Origin of the sequence: Arthrobacter sp. U41 (assembly GCF_001750145.1) — a bacterium.
Taxonomy (GTDB): Bacteria; Actinomycetota; Actinomycetes; order Actinomycetales; family Micrococcaceae; genus Arthrobacter.
In genome coordinates this window covers 1,152,048-1,172,195 of the sequence record NZ_CP015732.1, presented here as the reverse complement: position 1 = coordinate 1,172,195, position 20,148 = coordinate 1,152,048, and the positions used below count along the sequence as shown (strand labels likewise).

At 66.2% G+C, this 20,148-nt stretch carries 21 protein-coding genes and 1 pseudogene; 12 read left to right on the top strand and 10 right to left on the bottom strand.

Annotated features, from left to right (window positions below; translation table 11 throughout):
* Positions 1 to 130: 130 nt before the first annotated feature.
* The 3 genes and pseudogenes from ASPU41_RS05535 to ASPU41_RS05525 all read left to right on the top strand — a co-directional run bounded on the left by ASPU41_RS05535 (position 131) and on the right by ASPU41_RS05525 (position 4,118).
* Positions 131 to 1,603: an amino acid permease gene (locus ASPU41_RS05535; RefSeq protein WP_069950078.1), complete on the top strand. Its 1,473-nt coding sequence runs from the start codon at positions 131 to 133 to the stop codon at positions 1,601 to 1,603.
* 258 nt (positions 1,604 to 1,861) lie between these two features.
* Positions 1,862 to 2,768, top strand: a pseudogene (locus ASPU41_RS05530) (intradiol ring-cleavage dioxygenase).
* Between the two features lie 39 nt (positions 2,769 to 2,807).
* Positions 2,808 to 4,118 (top strand): M18 family aminopeptidase, encoded by a 1,311-nt coding sequence (locus ASPU41_RS05525; RefSeq protein WP_069950077.1) that lies wholly within the window; start codon positions 2,808 to 2,810, stop codon positions 4,116 to 4,118.
* Between the two features lie 28 nt (positions 4,119 to 4,146).
* Here the strand turns inward: ASPU41_RS05525 and ASPU41_RS05520 are convergent, their stop codons facing one another.
* The 5 genes from ASPU41_RS05520 to ASPU41_RS05505 all read right to left on the bottom strand — a co-directional run bounded on the left by ASPU41_RS05520 (position 4,147) and on the right by ASPU41_RS05505 (position 9,147).
* Positions 4,147 to 5,328, bottom strand: coding sequence for a hypothetical protein (locus ASPU41_RS05520; RefSeq protein WP_231941178.1), 1,182 nt, complete (start codon positions 5,326 to 5,328; stop codon positions 4,147 to 4,149).
* Between the two features lie 505 nt (positions 5,329 to 5,833).
* A complete protein-coding gene (locus ASPU41_RS05515) occupies positions 5,834 to 7,069 on the bottom strand; it encodes a rhamnosyltransferase WsaF family glycosyltransferase (protein WP_069950075.1) in 1,236 nt (411 codons plus the stop codon).
* Between the two features lie 2 nt (positions 7,070 to 7,071).
* Positions 7,072 to 7,977: a DUF6492 family protein gene (locus tag ASPU41_RS05510; RefSeq protein ID WP_231941177.1), complete on the bottom strand. Its 906-nt coding sequence runs from the start codon at positions 7,975 to 7,977 to the stop codon at positions 7,072 to 7,074.
* Between the two features lie 15 nt (positions 7,978 to 7,992).
* The gene (locus ASPU41_RS22530; protein WP_157356942.1) at positions 7,993 to 8,148 is read right to left on the bottom strand and encodes a hypothetical protein; all 156 of its coding nucleotides are present in this window, start codon (positions 8,146 to 8,148) and stop codon (positions 7,993 to 7,995) included.
* Between the two features lie 315 nt (positions 8,149 to 8,463).
* Positions 8,464 to 9,147: a DUF1345 domain-containing protein gene (locus ASPU41_RS05505; RefSeq protein ID WP_069950074.1), complete on the bottom strand. Its 684-nt coding sequence runs from the start codon at positions 9,145 to 9,147 to the stop codon at positions 8,464 to 8,466.
* 241 nt (positions 9,148 to 9,388) lie between these two features.
* Here ASPU41_RS05505 and rpsF point away from each other — a divergent pair, with 241 nt between their 5' ends.
* From rpsF to rplI, 4 genes are all read left to right on the top strand, one after another.
* Positions 9,389 to 9,694 (top strand): 30S ribosomal protein S6, encoded by a 306-nt coding sequence (rpsF, locus tag ASPU41_RS05500; protein ID WP_069950073.1) that lies wholly within the window; start codon positions 9,389 to 9,391, stop codon positions 9,692 to 9,694.
* Between the two features lie 55 nt (positions 9,695 to 9,749).
* The gene (locus ASPU41_RS05495) at positions 9,750 to 10,349 is read left to right on the top strand and encodes a single-stranded DNA-binding protein (RefSeq protein ID WP_069950072.1); all 600 of its coding nucleotides are present in this window, start codon (positions 9,750 to 9,752) and stop codon (positions 10,347 to 10,349) included.
* Between the two features lie 125 nt (positions 10,350 to 10,474).
* Positions 10,475 to 10,714 (top strand): 30S ribosomal protein S18, encoded by a 240-nt coding sequence (gene rpsR, locus ASPU41_RS05490; RefSeq protein WP_003800144.1) that lies wholly within the window; start codon positions 10,475 to 10,477, stop codon positions 10,712 to 10,714.
* A 17-nt stretch (positions 10,715 to 10,731) separates the two neighbouring features.
* Positions 10,732 to 11,184, top strand: coding sequence for a 50S ribosomal protein L9 (gene rplI / locus ASPU41_RS05485; RefSeq protein ID WP_069950071.1), 453 nt, complete (start codon positions 10,732 to 10,734; stop codon positions 11,182 to 11,184).
* 176 nt (positions 11,185 to 11,360) lie between these two features.
* Here the strand turns inward: rplI and ASPU41_RS05480 are convergent, their stop codons facing one another.
* Positions 11,361 to 11,795, bottom strand: a complete 435-nt coding sequence (locus ASPU41_RS05480; protein ID WP_069950070.1) for a DUF1801 domain-containing protein — start codon at positions 11,793 to 11,795, stop codon at positions 11,361 to 11,363.
* A 65-nt stretch (positions 11,796 to 11,860) separates the two neighbouring features.
* Here ASPU41_RS05480 and ASPU41_RS05475 point away from each other — a divergent pair, with 65 nt between their 5' ends.
* From ASPU41_RS05475 to ASPU41_RS05465, 3 genes are all read left to right on the top strand, one after another.
* Complete coding sequence (locus ASPU41_RS05475; protein WP_069950069.1) at positions 11,861 to 12,721, top strand: PhzF family phenazine biosynthesis protein; 861 nt, start codon at positions 11,861 to 11,863, stop codon at positions 12,719 to 12,721.
* A 197-nt stretch (positions 12,722 to 12,918) separates the two neighbouring features.
* Positions 12,919 to 13,545: an FMN reductase gene (locus ASPU41_RS05470; protein ID WP_069950068.1), complete on the top strand. Its 627-nt coding sequence runs from the start codon at positions 12,919 to 12,921 to the stop codon at positions 13,543 to 13,545.
* An 85-nt stretch (positions 13,546 to 13,630) separates the two neighbouring features.
* A complete protein-coding gene (locus ASPU41_RS05465) occupies positions 13,631 to 13,978 on the top strand; it encodes a TFIIB-type zinc ribbon-containing protein (protein WP_231941176.1) in 348 nt (115 codons plus the stop codon).
* A gap of 15 nt (positions 13,979 to 13,993) precedes the next feature.
* On the opposite strand, the gene ASPU41_RS05460 is transcribed toward ASPU41_RS05465, so the two are convergent.
* Both ASPU41_RS05460 and ASPU41_RS05455 read right to left on the bottom strand, forming a co-directional pair.
* A complete protein-coding gene (locus ASPU41_RS05460; RefSeq protein ID WP_069950066.1) occupies positions 13,994 to 14,566 on the bottom strand; it encodes a hypothetical protein in 573 nt (190 codons plus the stop codon).
* Positions 14,567 to 14,570: 4 nt separating this feature from the next.
* Positions 14,571 to 15,038: a hypothetical protein gene (locus ASPU41_RS05455; protein WP_069950065.1), complete on the bottom strand. Its 468-nt coding sequence runs from the start codon at positions 15,036 to 15,038 to the stop codon at positions 14,571 to 14,573.
* Positions 15,039 to 15,674: 636 nt separating this feature from the next.
* Between ASPU41_RS05455 and dnaB the strand changes: the two genes are divergently transcribed.
* Positions 15,675 to 17,057, top strand: coding sequence for a replicative DNA helicase (gene dnaB, locus ASPU41_RS05450; protein WP_024367946.1), 1,383 nt, complete (start codon positions 15,675 to 15,677; stop codon positions 17,055 to 17,057).
* A 3-nt stretch (positions 17,058 to 17,060) separates the two neighbouring features.
* Here dnaB and ASPU41_RS05445 read toward each other — a convergent pair whose 3' ends face one another.
* Entirely contained in the window at positions 17,061 to 18,035 is a 975-nt protein-coding gene (locus ASPU41_RS05445) for an acyl-CoA thioesterase (RefSeq protein WP_069950064.1), read from the bottom strand.
* Between the two features lie 164 nt (positions 18,036 to 18,199).
* A complete protein-coding gene (locus ASPU41_RS05440) occupies positions 18,200 to 18,634 on the bottom strand; it encodes a DoxX family protein (RefSeq protein ID WP_069950063.1) in 435 nt (144 codons plus the stop codon).
* 147 nt (positions 18,635 to 18,781) lie between these two features.
* Here ASPU41_RS05440 and ASPU41_RS05435 point away from each other — a divergent pair, with 147 nt between their 5' ends.
* Entirely contained in the window at positions 18,782 to 20,137 is a 1,356-nt protein-coding gene (locus ASPU41_RS05435; RefSeq protein ID WP_069950062.1) for an MATE family efflux transporter, read from the top strand.
* Positions 20,138 to 20,148 lie beyond the last annotated feature (11 nt).

Genomic DNA, 20,148 nt, shown 5'->3' with positions numbered 1-20,148 from the left:
GGCCGTCATTTGTGGGATTGCACAGACCGTCAGACTCCCCTCCCGGCCTAGGGTGAAACGTCAATGTGGTCCGGCACACAACTTTCACGATCCACCGCGGACCCGCACAATCCCCGAAGGACGGCGCTTCATGCAGGCTGACCAGCAACTCTCCAAATCCCTGAAACCCAGGCATCTTTCCATGATCGCCATCGCCGGCGTGATCGGCGCCGGCCTGTTTGTCGGCTCCGGCGCGGCGATCCAGCAGGCGGGCCCCGGCATCCTCGTCGCCTACACGGCGGCTGGACTCGTCGTCATCCTGGTCATGCGGATGCTGGGCGAGATGGCCGCGGCCAACCCGGAAACCGGTTCCTTCTCCACCTACGCGGACAAGGCCCTGGGCCGCTGGGCCGGGTTCAGCATCGGCTGGTTGTACGCCTGGTTCTGGATCATCGTGCTGGGCATCGAGGCCACGGCGGGCGCGGCTATCATGCACCGCTGGGTGCCCGGGATCGACCAGTGGGTCTGGGCCCTTGTGCTGATGGTGCTGCTGACCCTGACCAACCTGGGCTCGGTGAAGTCCTTCGGCGAGTTCGAGTTCTGGTTTGCCTCCATCAAGGTCGCGGCGATCGCGCTGTTCCTGCTTTTCGGGGTCGCGGCAATCCTGGGCTTCATCCCGGGCGTGCCGGCCCCCGGAGTCAGCAACCTGCTGGAAAACGGCGGCTTTATGCCCAACGGACCGGGCGCCGTGCTGGCAGGCATTCTCGTGGTCGTTTTCTCCTTTTTTGGTGCTGAAATCGCCACCATCGCCGCGGGGGAATCCGAAAACCCCGTCGATGCGGTCAAGAAGGCCGTGAAGTCCACCGTCTGGCGCATCCTCGTCTTCTACATCGGCTCCATCGCGATCGTGGTCACCCTCCTGCCCTGGAACTCCGCCTCCGTGGCCAAGAGCCCGTATGTAGCCGTGATCGAGCTGTACGGCATCCCCGGCGCCGGCACAATCATGGACATCGTTGTGCTGACCTCCGTGCTGTCCTGCCTCAACTCCGGCCTGTACACCGCGAGCCGGATGCTGTTCTCGCTCTCCCGCCGCGGCGACGCGCCGCAGTCCTGGATGCGGATCTCCAAGCGCGGCGTTCCGGCCGCCGCCGTCCTGGCCTCCACCGTGGTCGGATTCATCACCGTCGGCCTGAACTACATCGCCCCCGACACCGTGTTCCTGTTCCTGGTCAACACCTCAGGGGCCATCGCCCTGTTCGTCTGGCTCGTGATCGCCGGCTCGCAGCTGATCCTTCGCCGGCGGATGGGCGCGGCCGCCAAGGACCTCCAGCTCAAAATGTGGCTTTTCCCCTACCTGACCTGGGTGGCCATCGTCAGCATCGTGGCGCTGCTGGTCGGCATGGTTGTCCTTGATTCCACCCGGGAATCGCTGCTGCTCTCCCTGGCCCTCGCCGCCGTCGTGGTCGGTATCGGCGTCTGGCGCTACCGCAAGAACGGCGGAAAGACCCCCGCCGCCGGCGACCACGACACCACGGCCGGCCCGACCGAGCCCGCCTCCGCGACCAGGGCAAGGACCGCCATGCCGGCGGAGGACGCCACGGTGGGTGCCGGACCGGCGTCCTAGCCGCCGGAGGGAACGTTCGTCTGCACCACGGGACATGCCCAGTCCTGCGGCGGAGCGCTGGACGTATTGGCACCATGTCCACCCGCCGCCAGCAGCGAAGGGCATGTCCCGCGGGGTCGGCGGGACATGTCCAGCCCCGGGCGCGTGCGGAGGGCATGTCCCGCGGCCGGCCAGCGCCCGGGCTGCGGCGGCCCAAACCACAGCGGCCGCACAGGAAGGGCCTAGTCAGGGCATAGCACCCCGGGGGTCCATGGACGCATGACCACCACTTCTCCGCAGCCACCACACGGGCCGCATCCCAACCACGACCGCGGCCTGGAATTCGACCTCTCCACCCTGATGAGCCGCCGATCGCTGGGCATGTTCCTCGGCGCCGGCACGGCTGCGGCCCTGGCAGCCTGTACTCCGGGCGGCTCCTCCGCAGGTGCGGCGTCCGCCACGGCCGCAGCGACAGGGTCGACGCCGGCAACCACCGGAGCTGCGGCCGCCGCCGCCACACCCTCCGCGTCACCCACCCTGACGCGCGCGATTGCCGAGTGCGGCGTCGAAATACCCCGGGAAACCGCCGGACCGTACCCCGGCGACGGCTCCAACGGCCCGAATGTCCTGTCCGCCTCGGGAGTGGTCCGGCAGGACATCACCTCCAGTTTCGGGAGCTCCGGCACCAGGGACGACGGCGTGCCGCTGACCGTCATGCTGACCCTGCTCGACAACGCCAATGGCTGTGCGCCCCTGGCCGGGCCGCTGTCTACGCCTGGCACTGTGACCAGGACGGCAAATACTCCATGTACGACGCGGGCCTGAAGAACGAGAACTACCTCCGCGGCGTCCAGGCGGCCGACGTCAACGGCCAGGTCACCTTCGAGACCATCTTCCCCGGCGCGTACAGCGGCCGCTGGCCACACATCCACTTCGAGGTGTTTGAGTCGATGAACAACGCGACGGCGGCCGGGCAGGTCCTCGCCGTGTCCCAGATCGCGCTCACCGACGCCGCGTGCAAGGAGGTCTACGCCTCGGCAGGCTACGAATCCAGCGCCCGGAACTTCCCGCGGACCACGCTGAACTCGGACAACGTTTTCGGCACGACGGCGGTATCTACCAGTTGGCCACCATGACCGGCACAGCGTCCGGCGGGTACACGGCCGGACTCAACGTCACCGTGTAGGAGCCTCCGGCCCGACGCCACGGCGCTAGACTCGGAGCCATGCCTTCAGAGTCCACGGCCGCAGCCCACATTCAGGACCTCGGCGCGTACGTCACCGCGTCGCCGTCGAGCTTCCATGCCGTTCATGAGGCCGCCAGCCGGCTGGATCAGGCAGGATTCACCGCCCTCGACGAGTTGGAGGCCTGGGAGGCTGCCCCCGGCACCGGGAAGTTCTACGTGATCCGGGACGGGGCGATCATCGCCTGGGTCACCCCCGAGACGGCCGGTTCCACCACCGGCTTCAACATCCTGGGCGCCCACACCGACTCGCCGTCGTTCAAGCTCAAGCCCAAACCCACGAGCGGCAAATTCGGCTGGCTGCAGGCCGGCGTCGAGGTCTATGGCGGCCCGCTGCTCAACTCCTGGCTGGACCGCGAACTGCAGCTCGCCGGGCGGCTGGTGATGCGGGACGGCACCCAGCATCTCACCGCCACCGGGCCGCTGCTGCGTTTCCCGCAGTTGGCCATCCACCTGGACCGCGCTGTGAACGAGGGACTGGCCCTGGACAAGCAGCAGCACATGAACCCGGTCTACGGGCTCGGCAACCCGGCCGGGGAGGACCTGCTGGGTCTGCTGGCGGACCGGGTTGCCGGCGCGGACGTGGATGCGGCCCTGATCGGCGGCTACGACATCGTCATCGCGGACACCCAGGCCCCGGCGGTGTTCGGGGCGAGGAGTGAATTCTTCGCCTCCGGCCGGCTGGACAACCTGTCGGCAACCCATGCCGGGCTTACCGCGCTGATCGACCACGCGGCCGCGCCGCTGCCGGCCGGGTCGCCGATTGCCGTGCTGGCCGCGTTCGACCATGAGGAAATCGGCTCGGCCTCCCGCTCCGGTGCGAGCGGACCCATCCTCGAGGACGTGCTGGTGCGGATTTCCGACGGGCTCGGAGCCTCGGCGAGCCAGCGGCGGCAGGCTTTCGCGGCCTCGTTCTGCGTGTCCGCCGACGCCGGGCACGCCGTTCACCCCAATTACGCCGAGAGGCACGATCCGGCCAACCGGCCGGCCCTGAACGGCGGCCCGCTGCTGAAAATCAACGCCAACCAGCGCTATGCCACCGATGCCACCGGCGCGGCCCTCTGGGCGCGGCTGTGCTCAGACGCCGGCATCCCTTACCAGGAGTTCGTCTCCAACAACGTGATGCCCTGCGGCTCCACGATCGGCCCGCTGACCGCCACCCGCCTCGGGATCCGGACGGTCGACGTCGGTGTTCCCCTGCTCTCGATGCACTCGGCCCGTGAACTTTGCGGCGTCGAGGACCCCTACCGGCTCGCGAAGGTGACGCAGCGGTTCTTCCGCACGGCGGCGTAAGCGCCCCGCGCGCGGAACAGCGGACGCGCTAGGGTACGCAGGCGGCGGCGGCCCCGGCGATCCGGTAGAGGTGGACCGCATTGCCGTCCACGAACGTGTCCCTGAAGACACCGTTACCGATGCTCACCGTGCGGTCCTCATCCAGGACTGTTGCGGTCACTGCCGCGCCCGGCAGGCACGCCAGGGTGAACTCAGCGTCCTGCGGATCCGCCTGCGCCGAGCCGGCGAAAACGTAGAGATCGTCCCCGTGCACTTTTACGGCCGTCTCAACGCCCGGGCCGTGGGCCAGGGCGCCGTCCAGGAACGGCGCGTTGAGGACCGGGGCGAGGCCGGTGATCTGCGTGTTGACCGCGGTGACCCAAGGCCTGACCTCGTCTCCGCAGGCGTCCCGCAGGACGTGCTGCGACTGGCAGTCGCCCCCGAAGCTGTGATTAAAGTAGACGATCCCGCGTGCTCCGTGGATCAGACTGCTCCAAACGGCAGCACGGATCTCCGGGCCGGTAATCGTGGGAGCTTGGTCCTCGGTGAAAGGGTGTCCGACTTCCACAAACGCCCACACCGGTTTGCTGCCGGCCGGCCGGATCAGGGAGCGGACCCGGTCAATCGTCCAGCCATAGTTGGCGGCCAGCCTGCATTCCTGCTCTGTCAGGTCCCGCTCCCGCCCCATGCTTCCGCCACCTTCACCCTGGCCGCAGATATTGAGATCCGTAAACCAGTAGTTGTCGACCGAAACCACGTCCTGGAACTCATTGACGAAGACGGACGCTTCTTCATCGCTCTCCCAGAAGCTGACACCCTTGCCGTAGTTGGCATATTTCATGATTTCGTCGGCAATCGGCGCCGACAGCGTCCGCTGCACCGTATAGCCGCAGGGCACGCCTGCGGGCTTACAGATTTCACCCTGCCCGGGCCACTTCCCGGTCCATTCTGACGACCCTGGGCCCGCCCACATGTCCGGTTCGTCGGCGAGGACATAGCCCGAGGTCGAGGAAGACGGTCCGCTCGTCAAGGCATGGACACCGGCGGGCTGCAGCAAGGCGGTATTGGAGTTCGCCGTCAGGTCCACGTAGGTGTTCAGCCCGACGGCTTTGTCCTTTCGGATATCGTCCGGCTCCAGGACGCTTTCCAGCCACACCCCAAGGGGGAAGTACCCCGGTGTTGCCGGCAGGGGGTTCTCGAATCCGCCGTAGAAACCTGGGCCTCCATCCACTGCGCGGAGGCTCCGGGCCGCCGCAGCTCCCTCTGAAGGCGTCGCGGCGCTTCCGGCGCCCCCCGGAAGCGCCTGCCCGGGGGGCGCTCCGCTCCCGCTGAGCAGCATTACTATCGCTAAACAAAGGGCGGCTGTCAAAGCCGCGGGGGACCGTTCTGGGCTGCGTTTCATGGGCTATACCCCTCGAATGAGTTGTGCCAGGATACCGGCGCCGCGTGTGCTGTGAATCGGATCGGTGACGCGGTCCCGACCGTCGGTGCCCGGGTTGCGCACCCAGTGCGGCGTATTCATTACGCGGGCGAAGCTCTTGGTCCGCCCCGGAAGCTCAGGGACCAGATTTCCGAACTTAACCATAGGAACCCCTTCAAAGCTTGAAGGTCTTCGTGGGAGGGGCCGGCAGGGCCGGCCTGTGCGCCATCCTACTCAGATAGCGCCACCCGCACAGCCCGCATTGACAAGACGTTTTCAGAGATCACTGTTTCCAGCGCAGAGTTTAGGGCCCTGCTCATCCGCGGCTCAGGACACCTTTGCAGGCCGATTCGATCACACCCGCCACCATGGCCTGGGTCTGGCCCCAGCCCGGCCTGACCTGAAATGGCGCGGCGGGAGCGGCTGTAAGGGTCCGGTCGTCGACCAGGGACGAGAGCGCGGCGGCCAGGCCTGCGGGGGTCGGCCGGGCCCAAACGGCTGCTGGTCCGGGAAGATCGGCCCGGGCCAGGGCCGAGTCGTTGAGGACCGGCCTGCAGCCGGCGGCCAGGAGTTCCTCTGCGGCGAGGGAGATGTTGGTAAATGACATCACCAGACCGGCCTTGGCGCGGTTGTAGAGTTCGTTCAGTTCAGCCGGGGTGAGATTCCCGTGATTGGTCACCGGAATAGCCCAGTTCGCCACGCGGTCGCCGTAGACATGGATTTCCTCGTCCGGGTGCAGCTCGTGGAAGCGTTCCAGCGCCAGCCGGGCCAGCAGGTATCCCCTGCGGTCGTTGCTCCGCTTGGCATAAAAGACAACGCCGTTCCGCGACGCCGGGCTGCGGGACTCATCCAGGATCCGGTACACGTCCGTGTCGCAGCCAAACGGGACCGTCAGGGCCGGCGCGAGACCCGATTCCTTCTGAAGCTGCGTCGCCACCATGTCGCCCAGGGCGATAAGGCCCAGCCCCAGGTGATAGGACAGCTCCGAGAGTGTGTAGAGGGAACCGCGCGGATAGAAATAGGGTTCATAGTCCTGGACAAAGTAGAACCGGCGAATGGGAGTGGCAACCCGGGACGCCACCACATGAGCCGTCTGCCAGGAACTTGCCACCACCGCATCAACCCCGTCGATGCGGGGCGTTGCCGACGTGATGGCCGCCTTCATCCCGGGCCAGCACCGCCGAATCACTTCCTCATGGCGGGTGACATCGTCGGAGTTGACGTCGTACAGGAACAGCGTGCAGTTGTGGCCGTGCCGCTCCAGGCCCTCGACCATGCGGAAGAGGGTGGTATGCCCTCCTGATCCGGCTCCAGGCGGAGTGCAGACCCACCCAATGTGCAGGCTGCCCTCCTTCACGGGATAGTCCGTCGGGCGGCGGACCGTTTCTGGATCTGCAATGTCCTCCGGCCGCAGGGGGAGGTCCAGTTCGGCCCAGCTCAGCCAGTCCCCGGCCTTCTGGGCGATTTTTCGCGTTCCCCGCCGAAAGAGGTCCCCGGTGCCGTCCCGCTTCATCCGCGATGCGATGTCGGTCAGTCGCTGTATGGTGCCCATTCTCAGGCCCTCTTCCTTTCGTCGGCCAGCGCGACCCGGACGTCGGCCAGGGCCTGCCGGCGATGGTTCAGGTCGGTTCCCGACTTCGCCGAAATCATGACGGCAAGATCGTCGGACACGACGCCGGCCAGCAAGGCGGACAGTTCCGCCGGGCCCAGCGGGCGTTCCTCCGAATAGACGACGCTCTTCATGCCGGACGTGGTTGATTCCCGTCCGCCCAGGACCTCGTCCACGTACACCCCGTAAAGAATCATTTCCGAGAAGTGGAGTTGGCTGCCGATGGCCGTGGCCCAGGTCCGGCCCGTCTGTGCCTCGACCATGGAAAGCAGACCGCGCACAATTTCGGGTTCCCAAAGGCACGGCCAACTGATGTAGTCGGGGAGATTTTCCGCCGGGGGCGGCGCCAACCCCAATAATGAACGGGAGGTTTCGTGCCATCTGCGGTGCATGGGAAGACCTGCATGAACCGCCCCGGGGTTGCGGTAAAACGCTGGATTCCCGTTCTGCATGAAGGAGTCCAGGGAGGTCCTGCGGATCAGCACCATGTCGGAGTCCATCAGCAGCACGCCCCTGGCGTCGAAAGAGGCCGCTGCAGAGAGCTTCACGAGCTGCTGGGCGATCCAGCCGCGCACGGGAGGCCACGGGCGGAGCGCGTTCACCCAGACGTTTGTGCCGGGAGTTTTCACCAGGTGGCGAGGCAGGAACTCGCCTACGTCGTGGACGAAGGTTCGCCTCCCCTCCATTGCGCTGAAGTACTTCCGGTCACTATGCGGGACTACGATGTGGTGTTCGACGTCGTCTGTCAGTTCCATCACCGAACGATTCAGGTCAGCGCACAACTCGGCGTCGGGTCGGTAACTCGGGGTCAGGACGGTCAGCTCTGAGCCGCCCGATACTGCACCAATCATCACTACACTCCATTCCTATGCCAGCGCCACCGCTTCACGCCTCAGGTCGCGTGCGGCGCCCGCCAGCTCGAAGGCGTTGACATGGCTGCCGCCCAGCGCCAGCTCATGGGGATAGACCAGAATTCGCGCGGCGTCATCGAGGCTCTTCTCGCTGCGGCGCTCTTCAGGCATGCGGTCCCCGTCCGTTGGAGGAGAGACCGTGCTCTGTTGTTCATCAGGCCGGCACTCCCGATACGGTCCTCACCAGGGTTGCCCGCGGCAAGCGCGGCGATGAGTCCGCGGACTTGTCGCGGAAGGTTCGTCCGCTGGTGATACTGACAGCAAATATAAGCCGGGGCTCTGCCGGCGGCCTAGGCCACACGGATAGTCGAGTAGGGCATCGACGGAAGTCGAGTAGTTTTCATGTCCGCTACTCGTTTTCCGGCCCGAAAATCTTCGGATGCCCGATGCAGGCAAGGACGGACGGGCTGTGGGCCCCTCACGCTTTCAGAAGGCCAGGCTGATGACGAGGCTGATCGTCGTGGCCAGGATGACGGTGCCAAAGAGGTAGGACAACAGGCTGTGCTTGAGGGCTTCCGCCCGGATGCCGTGGCTCTGCAGGGCAGTGTCCGAGACCTGGTAGGTCATACCGAGGCTCGTGGCGAGGTAGGCGAAGTCGGTGTACTGCGGGGGTCCTTCCTGGTTGAAATCTATGCCGCCCACTGCCGGCCCGGCCTTCCCGCCCGTGCTGTAGTAGAGCTCGGCGTACCGCAGCGTGAACAGCGTCTGCACCAGTAGCCAGGACAGGGCCACCGACCCCAGTGCCAGGAGTCCGCCGCCGAAACGGGATCCGCCGTCGCCGGCGTGGGAATCAACGACGACGGCGGCCACAGCGCCGAGGCTGGCGACGTTGGCCGCCAGGATCAGCAGGTCGGTGATGCTGCGTGAAGGATCCTCTGCGGTGGCATGCGCCCGGGTTTCGGCCGGGTTGAAGCGGCCGATCGCCAGCCAGACCCAGACGACGTAGGTCAACGAGGCGCTGCCCCAGCCAACCGCGGGGGCCTCCACCCAGTGCCCGGCCTGGCCGGCCGCCGCGGCCGCGAGCACCCCGGCGAGGAGCATAACCGCCAGGCGCAGCCGGCTGCGCCGGACCGGCCGGGGATTGTCGCGGATCGTGGGGCCGGATCTCATGCCCCGATCATGGCACAGGGTTGTCCACATGGCGGCCGGCTTCGCTTCCGGAGCGCCGCAGGCCGCGCCTACCCTGGACGGGGATGGAATCGCGGAATCCGGCCCCGATGCACTAAGCTGTTGAAGTCTGTGCTGCGCCCTGCCCCCGTTCCTGGGGGCGAAGCGGGCACATGGCACCGCAAATGAACCTCCTGTTACGGAAATGCCGTAACCGCTTAGCCCAAAGGAGGTGGGTTCACATATGCGTCCTTACGAATTGATGGTAATCATCGACCCCGAGGTCGAAGAGCGTACCGTTGAGCCAACGCTTCAGAAGTTCCTGAACGTCATCACGACCGATGGTGGAACCATCGAAAAGGTTGACATCTGGGGCCGCCGTCGCCTGGCTTACGAAATCCAGAAGAAGACTGAAGGTATCTACGCCGTGGTGAACTTCACCGCTGAGCCGGCTACCGCCAAGGAACTTGATCGCCAGCTGAGCCTCAATGAGACCATCATGCGCACCAAGATCACCCGCCCCGAAGTACAGAAGGTTGTTGCTGAGTAATTTCAGCTCTCGATTTTCACTCTTCACCCCGCAGGAACGAACAAGGAGGCAGTAGATGGCAGGCGAAACCACTATTACGGTCATCGGTAATCTCACCAGTGACCCCGAACTGAGGTTCACACCGTCAGGTTCGGCAGTAGCGAATTTCACCATCGCATCTACTCCCCGCACCTTCGACCGCCAGTCCAATGAGTGGAAGGACGGGGAAACCCTGTTCCTCCGCGCGTCGGTATGGCGTGAAGCAGCCGAGAACGTCGCCGAATCCCTGACCAAGGGCATGCGCGTGATTGTTTCCGGCCGGCTGAAGAGCCGTTCCTACGAAACCAAAGAAGGCGAGAAGCGCACCGTTATCGAGCTTGAGGTCGATGAAATCGGCCCCAGCCTGCGCTACGCCAACGCCAAGGTCAACCGCACCCAGCGCTCCGGCGGTGGGGGTGCCGGCAACGGCGCCCAGGGCGGCTTCGGCGGCGGTGCCGGCGGCAACAGCGGTGGCGGCTTCGGCGGCGGCTCTGGTTCAAACCAGGGCGGCAACTCGGGCGGAACCTGGGGCGGCAACCAGCAGCCCGCACAGCAGGATGACCCCTGGGCCACGCCCGGTGTCAGCAATGCAGGCGGTGGCTGGGGCAACGGCCCGGATTCCGAACCTCCCTTCTAAACAACATCAAGGTCCGACGACGGAACCCGCCGGAACGCCGCAAGGCGGACGGGCGCTGACCGGCGTCGGATCACCACCATCCCGTGGATCAATATCCACGGGCTCCATCGAATAGGAGCTCCACGATGGCTAAGGCTGAACTCCGTAAGCCCAAACCAAAGTCCAACCCCTTGAAGGCCGCTGACATCACTGTCATCGACTACAAGGACGTAGCATTGCTGCGCAAGTTCATCTCCGACCGCGGAAAGATCCGCGCCCGTCGCGTCACTGGCGTCACGGTGCAGGAACAGCGCAAGATCGCCCAGGCAATCAAGAACGCCCGCGAAGTTGCTCTGCTGCCTTACTCCGGCGCTGGCCGCGGCTAAGGAAGGGATTAACTAACATGGCAAAGCTCATACTGACCCACGAAGTAACCGGTCTCGGTGCTGCAGGCGATGTTGTCGAGGTCAAGGACGGTTACGCACGTAACTACCTGCTGCCCCGCAACTTCGCTCTGACCTGGTCCAAGGGTGGCGAGAAGCAGGTTGAGTCCATCAAGACTGCCCGCGCCGCCCGCGAGCACGCTTCCCTGGAAGACGCTCAGAAGCAGGCCGCTGCACTCTCCGCCAAGCCGGTCAAGCTCGTTGTCAAGGCTGGCGAGACCGGACGCCTGTTCGGCACCGTCAAGCAGGGCGACGTGGCCGACGCTGTTGAGGCCGCTGGCCTTGGCCGCATCGACAAGCGCAAGGTTGAACTGCCGACGCACATCAAGTCGGTTGGTTCCTACCAGGCCAACGTCCGTCTGCACAACGACGTTGCCGCTGTGATCGAACTCGACGTAGTCGCAGGCAAGTAGCCCTCACCGGCTCTGCAGTCCTGAACTGCTGGAAGGCCCCCGCCTTCGGATCCCACTTGGGAACCGGACGCGGAGGCTTTCCGCTTTTAACGCCGACGCGGGGTCATCTACGGCCCAAAGGGGGCGGCGTTACGGGCGCTAAATGACCCCGCGTTGCTGGAGTAGGTTGGAGGCGCCTAGGTCTGGTGCAGGGCTGTGGTCACGTGGCGGTAGCCGTGCCGGATCAACTCTGCCAGCACGGCCCCGTCGATGTCGTCGAGTTTGTTGACGTAGACGCACCCGGCGCCGGTCCTGTGCTTCCCCAGCCGCCCCAGCAGCTCCGCCGACTCCGGCCCGTAGCTCAGCCCGTAGAGGGAAAGACTCGACTTCCTGGGCGAGAAGCCGACGGCGGGGGCGTCCCCCTCGCGGCCGCTCGCGTACTTGTAGTGGTAGCGGCCGAAACCGACAATCGACGGACCCCACAGCTCTGCCGGCTGCCCCGTGATTGCGGACATCAGTTCCAGCAGCCGGAAGCCGTCCTTGCGGCGGACGGGATGCTCGACCGCGTCGAGAAACGCCTCGACGGACGCGCCGGTTGCTGTCGTCTTGTTTTGGGTCTTATTCGCAGCCATGCGGGAAGTCTCGCAGACCGCTGAAGCATTGTCAGCCGGACCCGTGGCGGTGGTAGCCTGCGGCAGTGACCTCGCAGACTGCACCTACGCCCCGCCTCCGCCCCTTCGCCCAGGTGGACGTATTCTCGGCCGAGCCCTATCGGGGCAATCCGCTGGCCGTGGTCATCGACGCCGGGGATCTCACCGCGGAGGTGATGCAGCAGTTCGCCAACTGGACGAACCTCGCTGAAACCGCGTTCCTGCTTCCGCCCACCGACCTCCGGGCCGACTATCGGGTCAGGATCTTCACCGGCAGCGAGGAGTTCCCCTTTGCCGGCCACCCCACCCTCGGCTCAGCTCATGCCTGGCTCGAAGCCGGCGGCGTACCCAAGCAGGACGGCATGCTCGTCCAGGAGTGCGGCGCCGGGCTCGTCAGGGTGAAGCGCGACGGCGGCCGGCTGGCTTTCGCGGCCCCGCAGCTCACCCGGTCCGGTCCGGTGGGAGACCGGGACCTCGCCCGCATCGCCGCCGGACTGAGGCTGCCGCGGGAGGCGCTGCTGGACGCGTCCTGGCTGGTCAACGGCCCGGACTGGGCCGGTGTGCTGCTGGAGTCAGCGGAGCTGGTGCTCGCCATCCGGCCCGATTACGCGGCCATGGCGGGACTCAAAGTCGGCGTGATCGGCCCCCATCCCGCCGGATCCGAGGTCGGATTCGAAGTGCGCACGTTTGTCCCGGGCGACGCCGCGGCGGAAGACCCGGTCACCGGCAGCTTCAACGCCGGTGCGGCCGAGTGGCTGATCCGCAGCGGCCGGGCGCCGGAGTCCTACATTGCGGCGCAGGGAACGGTGCTGGGCCGGGCCGGCCGGGTCCACATCGACGCAGCGGGGGATGACATCTGGGTCGGCGGCACCTCGGTGAGCTGCATCGAGGGCTTTGTCCTGCTCTGAGTGACTCAACGCGACGGCCGCGGCGTCAGGCCGCCCTCGTTGCGCTCTCACTTCGGGTTGCCATGCTGTCCCTTTGGGGTCCAAAACTGGTAGGGCAACACCGGCGGGAATAAACGGCGCGGGCCCGGGCTTGTACAGGTAGATGCAAACGCATGTACCAACGTCTGTGCCCGTGAAACGATTTGAGGAGTACCACCGTGGAATCCCGCCGCATTACCGTTCTTTCCGCAGGACTCGGCGTTCCCTCGTCGAGCCGCCTGCTCGCCGACCAGCTGGCCGCCTCCGCGGAACGTCAACTCGCCGCTGCAGGCTATGCCGTTGAGCTCGAGGTGCTGGAACTGCGGGACCTCGCCGTGGATATCGCCAACAACTTCGTCACCGGCTATGCGGCGCCGAAGCTGGCCGAAGTGATCGCCGGGGTGGAGGCCTCGGACGGCATCATCGCCGTCAGTCCCGTCTTCAGCGCCTCCTACAGCGGGCTCTTCAAGTCCTTCATTGACGTTCTCGACCCCAAATCCCTCGAGGGCAAGGCGGTCCTGCTCGGCGCCACCGCCGGAACGGACCGGCACCAGATGGTCCTGGACTTCGCCATGCGTCCCCTGTTCACGTACCTCCGGACCCGGACGGCAAACACCGCCGTCTTTGCCGGACCCCAGGACTGGGGCAACAACGACGACGGCGGCTCGCCCCTCTCCGCGCGGATCGACAGGGCAGCAGGGGAGTTTGTCGGTCTGCTGCAGGGAACGCAGCCGCAGCAGAAACAGGCTGCCCTCGAGTCGCTGCCGTTCGAACAATTGCTCGCCGGAATTTCGGGCCGCCACTGACGCGCCGGCCACCCCAACGAACTATTTGGGGCCGCGGGTCGTTGTGGGGGACATGAAATGTCCTGTGGATTCAATTGACCTGATCATGAGCGAACGCAGTGGTGTCGAGATCGATTACTGCCCCCAGTGCCGCGGCGTATGGCTGGACCGCGGGGAACTGGACAAGATCCTGGATCGGGTGGCTGAGACCATGGGTGGCGCCTCCTCAGCCCCGGCCGCCCCGCCCCTGCCGCCGGTGGCGTCCGGCCCCGTTCCGCCGCCGCTCTACACTGTGGACCCGCGCCGGGAGGAACGGCGACCGGATGACCCCCGCTACGACGACCGCCGGCACGACGAACGCCGTGAGCGCCTGCGCTATGACCAGCCGCGCTACGACGACCGCCGCCGCACCAAAAAGAAGGAGGGCTGGCTCGGCGAGCTGTTCGACTTCTAGCCTAGGCGGCTGCGTTCAGTCCTCGAGCAGGGCGATGAATTCGCGGGCCTGCTTGATCGAGATATCCGAGTGGCGGGTGAGCGCCTCGGCCGCGGCTTCGGTGTCACCGCTCCTGGCCAGGGTGCGGATCCTGCCATAGATCTCGTCATTGAGCATGTTGCTGCTGACCTCGCGCGTGACATCGCCCTTGCTGGCGATCGCGCGGTAACGGTAGGCGAAACGCTGCGGCGCGTCGTCCTCGTCCTCGCCGGGAGCCTCTACGGGTGCTTCGGGCCGGAAGGGCTGCGGGTGGGCGGCCAGTGCCCCCACCGCATCGCGGGAGGCCCGCAGGCCGTCTCCGGTGGCCTCGAGGTACAGCTTGATGGCGGCCATGGCCTGCCCCTGGGCGATCAGCCCGTAGAGGCGGCGGTGCTGCTCCTGGGTAAGTTTCGCCGCGGCGTCGCGCGCAAGCTGGACCGGGTCGCGTCCTGGCGGGGCGGCGGCTTCCGGCCGGGACCTGGCGTCGCGGCGGCTGAGCACGCGGGCGCCCAGCAGAACGCCGGCTCCGACGAACGCCAAAATCAGGAGGGGAATGAGCAGGGATTCCATGAAACTACAGCCGATCTACATATTTCTTGGCGGTCAAAAGATCTGAATGGGTAGCCTGCCGCAGCAGTTTGATGGCCTGGATCTTTTTGCCGTTCCGGGCCATCGACTGGAGCTGCAGCGCGAACTGCGGGTTCAGCTGGCCACCGGGCAGTACCGGCCCCTGGTAGCCGGGCATCCCTGCAGCAGGTGCTGATCCCGCCTGGGCGCGCAAGGCCCTGCGGGCGTGATCGGCCTGCTGGGACTGCTGTTGCTCGTTCTGGCTGGGACGGGTGGCTGCGTCGACGCGGGCACGGGCGGCAGTGGCGGCCTGGACCTGAGCGGCGTAATGCGCCTGTGAACGAACGGCCAGTTCCTGCTGATAGCGGTCCGCGTCGGACATGCCGAGATCACGTGGCTTGAGGGCCGTGGCAAACGCCCAGAGGACCGCTGCCAGGATGAGGGCAGGCAGTATGACTAGCAGTACATCGCCCATGTGAAGAGCTTATGCCAGATCGCAGTTATCCACAGCACATTCCGCGCTTGGCATACCCTGGGCCGTGCGCGGCGTCAATTCCGGGGCCCGGGTGAGGACCATCACGAAATGTGCATATTTCCGGCCTTGTATGGCCTCATGGCCCGCCGAGTATCCCCAGCCGCAGTCTGCGGGCTGTGGATGAACTTTGGCGGAAAAACTTTTGTGTCCACAAGATGAACCCGGTGTTTCCGCAGGTCAGTGGCATATTGTGGCCGCAACTAATTTTCTATCCACAGCTGTTCCCACAGGCTGTGCACAAGCAGGCGCCACTAGTGCACAGGTTATCCACAGGGTCGGCATCCGGTCGGGTTGGTGCCCGCCGGATGGGGGGCTAACGTTGCTGGATATCGAGCCGTGGATACGGAAATCCTCTACTGGCTGCATAACGCCTTCCCTTACAGCCGGGCCCCGCAAGGCCGGACCCGGGCTGTGGATAACCGGGAGTGGGGGTGACAGACAAAGTGTCGGAGCCGGCTGGTAGTACTGAACCGTCGGGCCTACGCCGGCGTCGACGCCAGCGGGCACGAAGGCCGACGGCACCCACGTCGCCGGCGCACGGACATCCGCCGCGGCACACTATGGAGGACGGCAGTTTTGTCAGTTACGCATCTGGACTCAGTCGAGGGGACTCGTGGAGCCGAAGGCAGCCGCAAGCCGCCGCAGGACATTCCCGCCGAGCAGTCCGTCCTGGGCGGCATGATGCTGTCCAAGGACGCCATCGCTGACGTCGTCGAGATCCTGCGGGGCGTGGACTTCTACCGCCCTGCCCACGAGACGATCTACGAAGCCATCATCGACCTCTACGGCCGGGGCGAACCCGCCGACGCGGTCACGGTCTCCGATGAACTGACCAAGCGTGGCGAGATCAACCGGATCGGCGGGCCCGCCTACCTTCACGAGCTCATCCAGACGGTTCCCACCGCAGCCAACGCCGGCTACTACGCCGAAATCGTGGGCGAACGCGCGGTATTGCGCCGCCTGGTCAATGCCGGCACCAAGATCGTCCAGCTCGGCTACGGCCAGGACGGCGAGGTCGAGGACCTGGTCAACCAGGCGCAGGCCGAGATTTACGCCGTGGCGGAGCGCCGCACCGCGGAGGACTACGTTGTCCTCAAGGACGTGATGGAGTCCACCGTGGACGAGATCGAAGCCTCCGGGCACCGCGAGGAGGGAATGACGGGTGTTCCCACCGGCTTCTACGAACTCGATGAGCTCACGCATGGCCTGCACCCCGGCCAGATGATCGTCATTGCGGCCCGCCCCGCCGTCGGCAAGTCCACCTTTGCGCTGGACTTCGCCCGCTCCGCGGCCATCAAGAACAACCTCGCCACTGTTATGTTCTCCCTGGAAATGGGCCGGAACGAGATCGCCATGCGTTTGCTCTCCGCGGAAGCCACGATCGGCCTCCAGGACCTGCGCAAGGGCACAATCAAGGACGAGCAGTGGTCCAAGATCGCTACCACGATGGGCCGGATGAATGACGCCCCGCTCTTCATCGATGACAGCCCCAACATGTCGCTGATGGAAATCCGGGCGAAGTGCCGGCGGCTGAAGCAGCAGCATGACCTTAAGCTCGTCATCCTTGACTACCTCCAGCTGATGAGCTCGGGCAAGAAAGTGGAGTCCCGCCAGCAGGAAGTCTCCGAGTTCTCCCGGGCGCTGAAGCTGCTTGCCAAGGAACTCCAGGTGCCCGTCATTGCCCTGTCGCAGCTGAACCGTGGCTCCGAGCAACGCCAGGACAAGCGCCCGATGGTCTCGGACCTGCGTGAATCAGGTTCCATCGAGCAGGATGCCGACATGGTCATCCTGCTGCACCGCGAAGACGTCTACGACAAGGAATCACCGCGCGCCGGCGAGGCGGACATCCTCATCGCCAAGCACCGTAACGGCCCGACCAAGGACATAGTGGTCGCCTTCCAAGGGCACTACTCGCGGTTCGCCAACATGGCCGCCGACGCCGGGGGCGGCGGCTTCTAGGGGCTACTGGCCGCCGGCCCGAAGCAGGTGGTTGGGCAGCCGGTTCCCCGGAGCATTGCCCCGGATCTCCAGCAGCTCGCGGGCATGCGCGTGCAGCCGCTTGTCCTCCTCGGACACCGGCACCCACTGCGGGATCGGGACGGACGTGCCGTGCTCGTCGCGTGCCACCATCACGGTCAGGCAGTAGGTCGTGAGGGCCAGTTCGCGTCCCTTCGGATCCCCGGAGCGGACATGGACCGCGATGTGCATCCCCTTGGTTCCGGTGTAGACCAGCCGGGCCTCCACCTCCACCACGTGGCCAATCAGCAGCGGCCGATAAAAACGCACGCCGCCGGAGAAGACGGCCACCGTGTCCATCCCGCAGTACCGCGAGGCGCAGACGTAGGCCGCTTCGTCAATCCATTTCATAACGATGCCGCCGTGCACCTTGCCGCCCCAGTTCACATCCGTGGGGGCGGCCATAAAGCGAAGGACCACATTCTCGGCGGTTCCGGCGTCGGTGTATTCCTGGCCGCTCATCGCCTGGACGATGTCCTCGCGGACCTTGATCCGGGCCAGGGCATGGTCGCGCTGTTCAATTTCTTCCGGCGTCGTCGGCTCAAACTCCGGCACCGGGATGGGTTTGCCGTCCTCTCCAACGGCCACGAAGATCACCATGCACTGGCTGCGCATCGTGGCCGGACCGCCCTTCGGATCGCCCGAGGACACCACCGTGCGGATGTGCATGGAGGACCGGCCCGTGTAGACAATTGTTGCCTCGACTTCGACCATGTCCCCGCTGTTGACCGGGTCCGCAAAGTGGATGTTGCCCACGTACGCCGTCACACAATAGGACTTCGACCAGCCGACGGCGGCGGCATAGGCCGCCTTGTCCACCCACTCGAGCACGGTTCCGGCGTCGACCGAACCGCTGTGGCCAACATCGGTAGGCGCCGCAAGGAAGCGCAGGGTCACGGCATTGGGGGCATTCTCACTCATGCTGTGAGTTTACTGACCGGCCGCGGAAGCGTCGCGGCCGAGGACACAAACGCGGACCCGGATGCCATACGCGGCCGGATACGACGGCGGGCGGCCACCCGAAGGTGACCGCCCGCCGTCGCACGCCGGCCCCGGCGCTGCTAGGCCTGCGGCTAGGCCTGCGGCTAGGCCAGGACGCTGAGCTTGGAGCCGCTGCGGCCGAAGAGGGCCTTGTCCACGGAGACCTTGCCGGCGCCCACGAGGGCAACGGCCAGGGCGGCGGCGGCAAGGATCAGGACCAATTCGTAGCCTCCCGTTGCGGCGAAGATTCCGGCCGGGGCATGGACCAGGAACAGGGCGCCGAGCATGTCGACCGCGAGGAGGGCGGCGAACACGCGGGTGAGAACGCCGAGGATCAGCGCGATGCCGCCGACAAGTTCCAGCGTGGCGATGACGGGGGCGACGAGGTTGGCGACCGGAACGCCCATCTGCGCGAAGGCGGCCTGGGTGCCTGCAATGGTGAACTCGTTGAATTTCTGCCATCCGTGGGCGGCGAAAAGGAAGCCGGTGACGACGCGCAGGATTGTGCGGGCGGTGGTGGTGAGTGTGGGCTGGTTCATGGGAATACCGTTCTGACGTAGGGACCGTGGCGGCTGCAGACCGCCTCCGATTTGGTTGAAGATTCAAGTTCTATTTTTCCGGCAGTTGGTTGAAAAGTCAACTAATACGAAGCCGTGCGACGCCGGCGATCCGGTTAGGGTGGTTCCGTGCCAGCCTCCGCCCCGACCCCCGCAGCGCTCCCGACCCCGGCAGGGCGACGGCGGGAGATCCTGCGTCTTGCGGTTCCGGCCCTGGGGGCGCTGATCGCCGAACCGCTGTTCCTTCTCGCGGATGCGGCGATCGTCGGACACCTCGGTGTTGCCCAGCTCGCCGGCGTCGGGCTCGCGTCGGCGGTGCTGCATACAGCGGTGGGACTTATGGTGTTCCTCGCCTATTCGACCACCCCGGCCGTGGCGCGGGCCATCGGCAACGGCCAGCTGCCCAAGGCCCTCGCCGCCGGACGTGACGGCATCTGGCTGGCCCTGCTGCTGGGAACCGTCCTGGCCGCCGCCGGCTTCCTTGCCGCCGAACCGCTCCTTGACCTGATGGGCGCCCGCGGCGAGGTGCGTGCCTTCGCCGTGGACTACCTGCGCTGGTCGATGCCCGGACTCGTCGCGATGCTGCTGATCTTCGCCGGCACCGGAGTGCTGCGGGGCATGCAGGACACGCGCACCCCGCTGCTGGTGGCGGCAGCAGGATTCACGCTGAATGTCGTGCTGAACCTCTTCCTGGTCTACGGGCTGCAGTGGTCCGTCGCCGGCTCGGCGATCGGCACCAGCATCGCCCAATGGGCCATGGCCCTGGTCTACGTGGTGATGGTCCGGCGGAACGCCCGCAGCCACGGCGTGCCGCTGCTGCCCGACTGGCAGGGCATCCGCGCCATGACCAAGGTGGGCTCCTGGCTGATGCTGCGGACGCTCAGCCTGCGCATCGCGATCCTCGCCACGGTCCTGGTGGTCACGGCCCAGGGGCCGGTCAACCTGGCCGCCCACCAGCTCGCGATGACCGTCTTCACCTTCCTGGCATTCGCCCTTGACGCCCTCGCGATTGCCGCTCAGGCGCTGATCGGCAAGGAACTCGGCGGCTCCCGCCCCGCCGCGGCGCGGGAGCTCACCGGAACCATGGTCCGCTGGGGTCTCGGCTTCGGCGTGCTGACCGGGATCCTGCTGGCCGCCGCGGCGCCGTGGGCAGGACTGCTCTTCACGTCCGACGTCGAGGTCCGGGCCGCACTCACGCTCGCGTTGTGGGTGCTGGCCGCAGCACAGCCGATCGCCGGCTATGTCTTTGTCCTCGACGGCGTGCTGATCGGCGCGGGGGACGCGAAGTACCTGGCGATCGCCGGCGTCGTGAATCTCGCGGTGTATCTGCCGCTGCTGCTGGCAGTCCGGCAGTCCGGGGCCGACGGCGCTGCGGGGCTGCTCTGGCTGTGGGCGGCGTTCTCGCTGGGCTACATGGCGGCCAGGGCCCTGACGCTGGGCCTCCGGGCCCGGACGGACCGGTGGATGGTGCTCGGCCCGCACTGACTGGGGCCCGC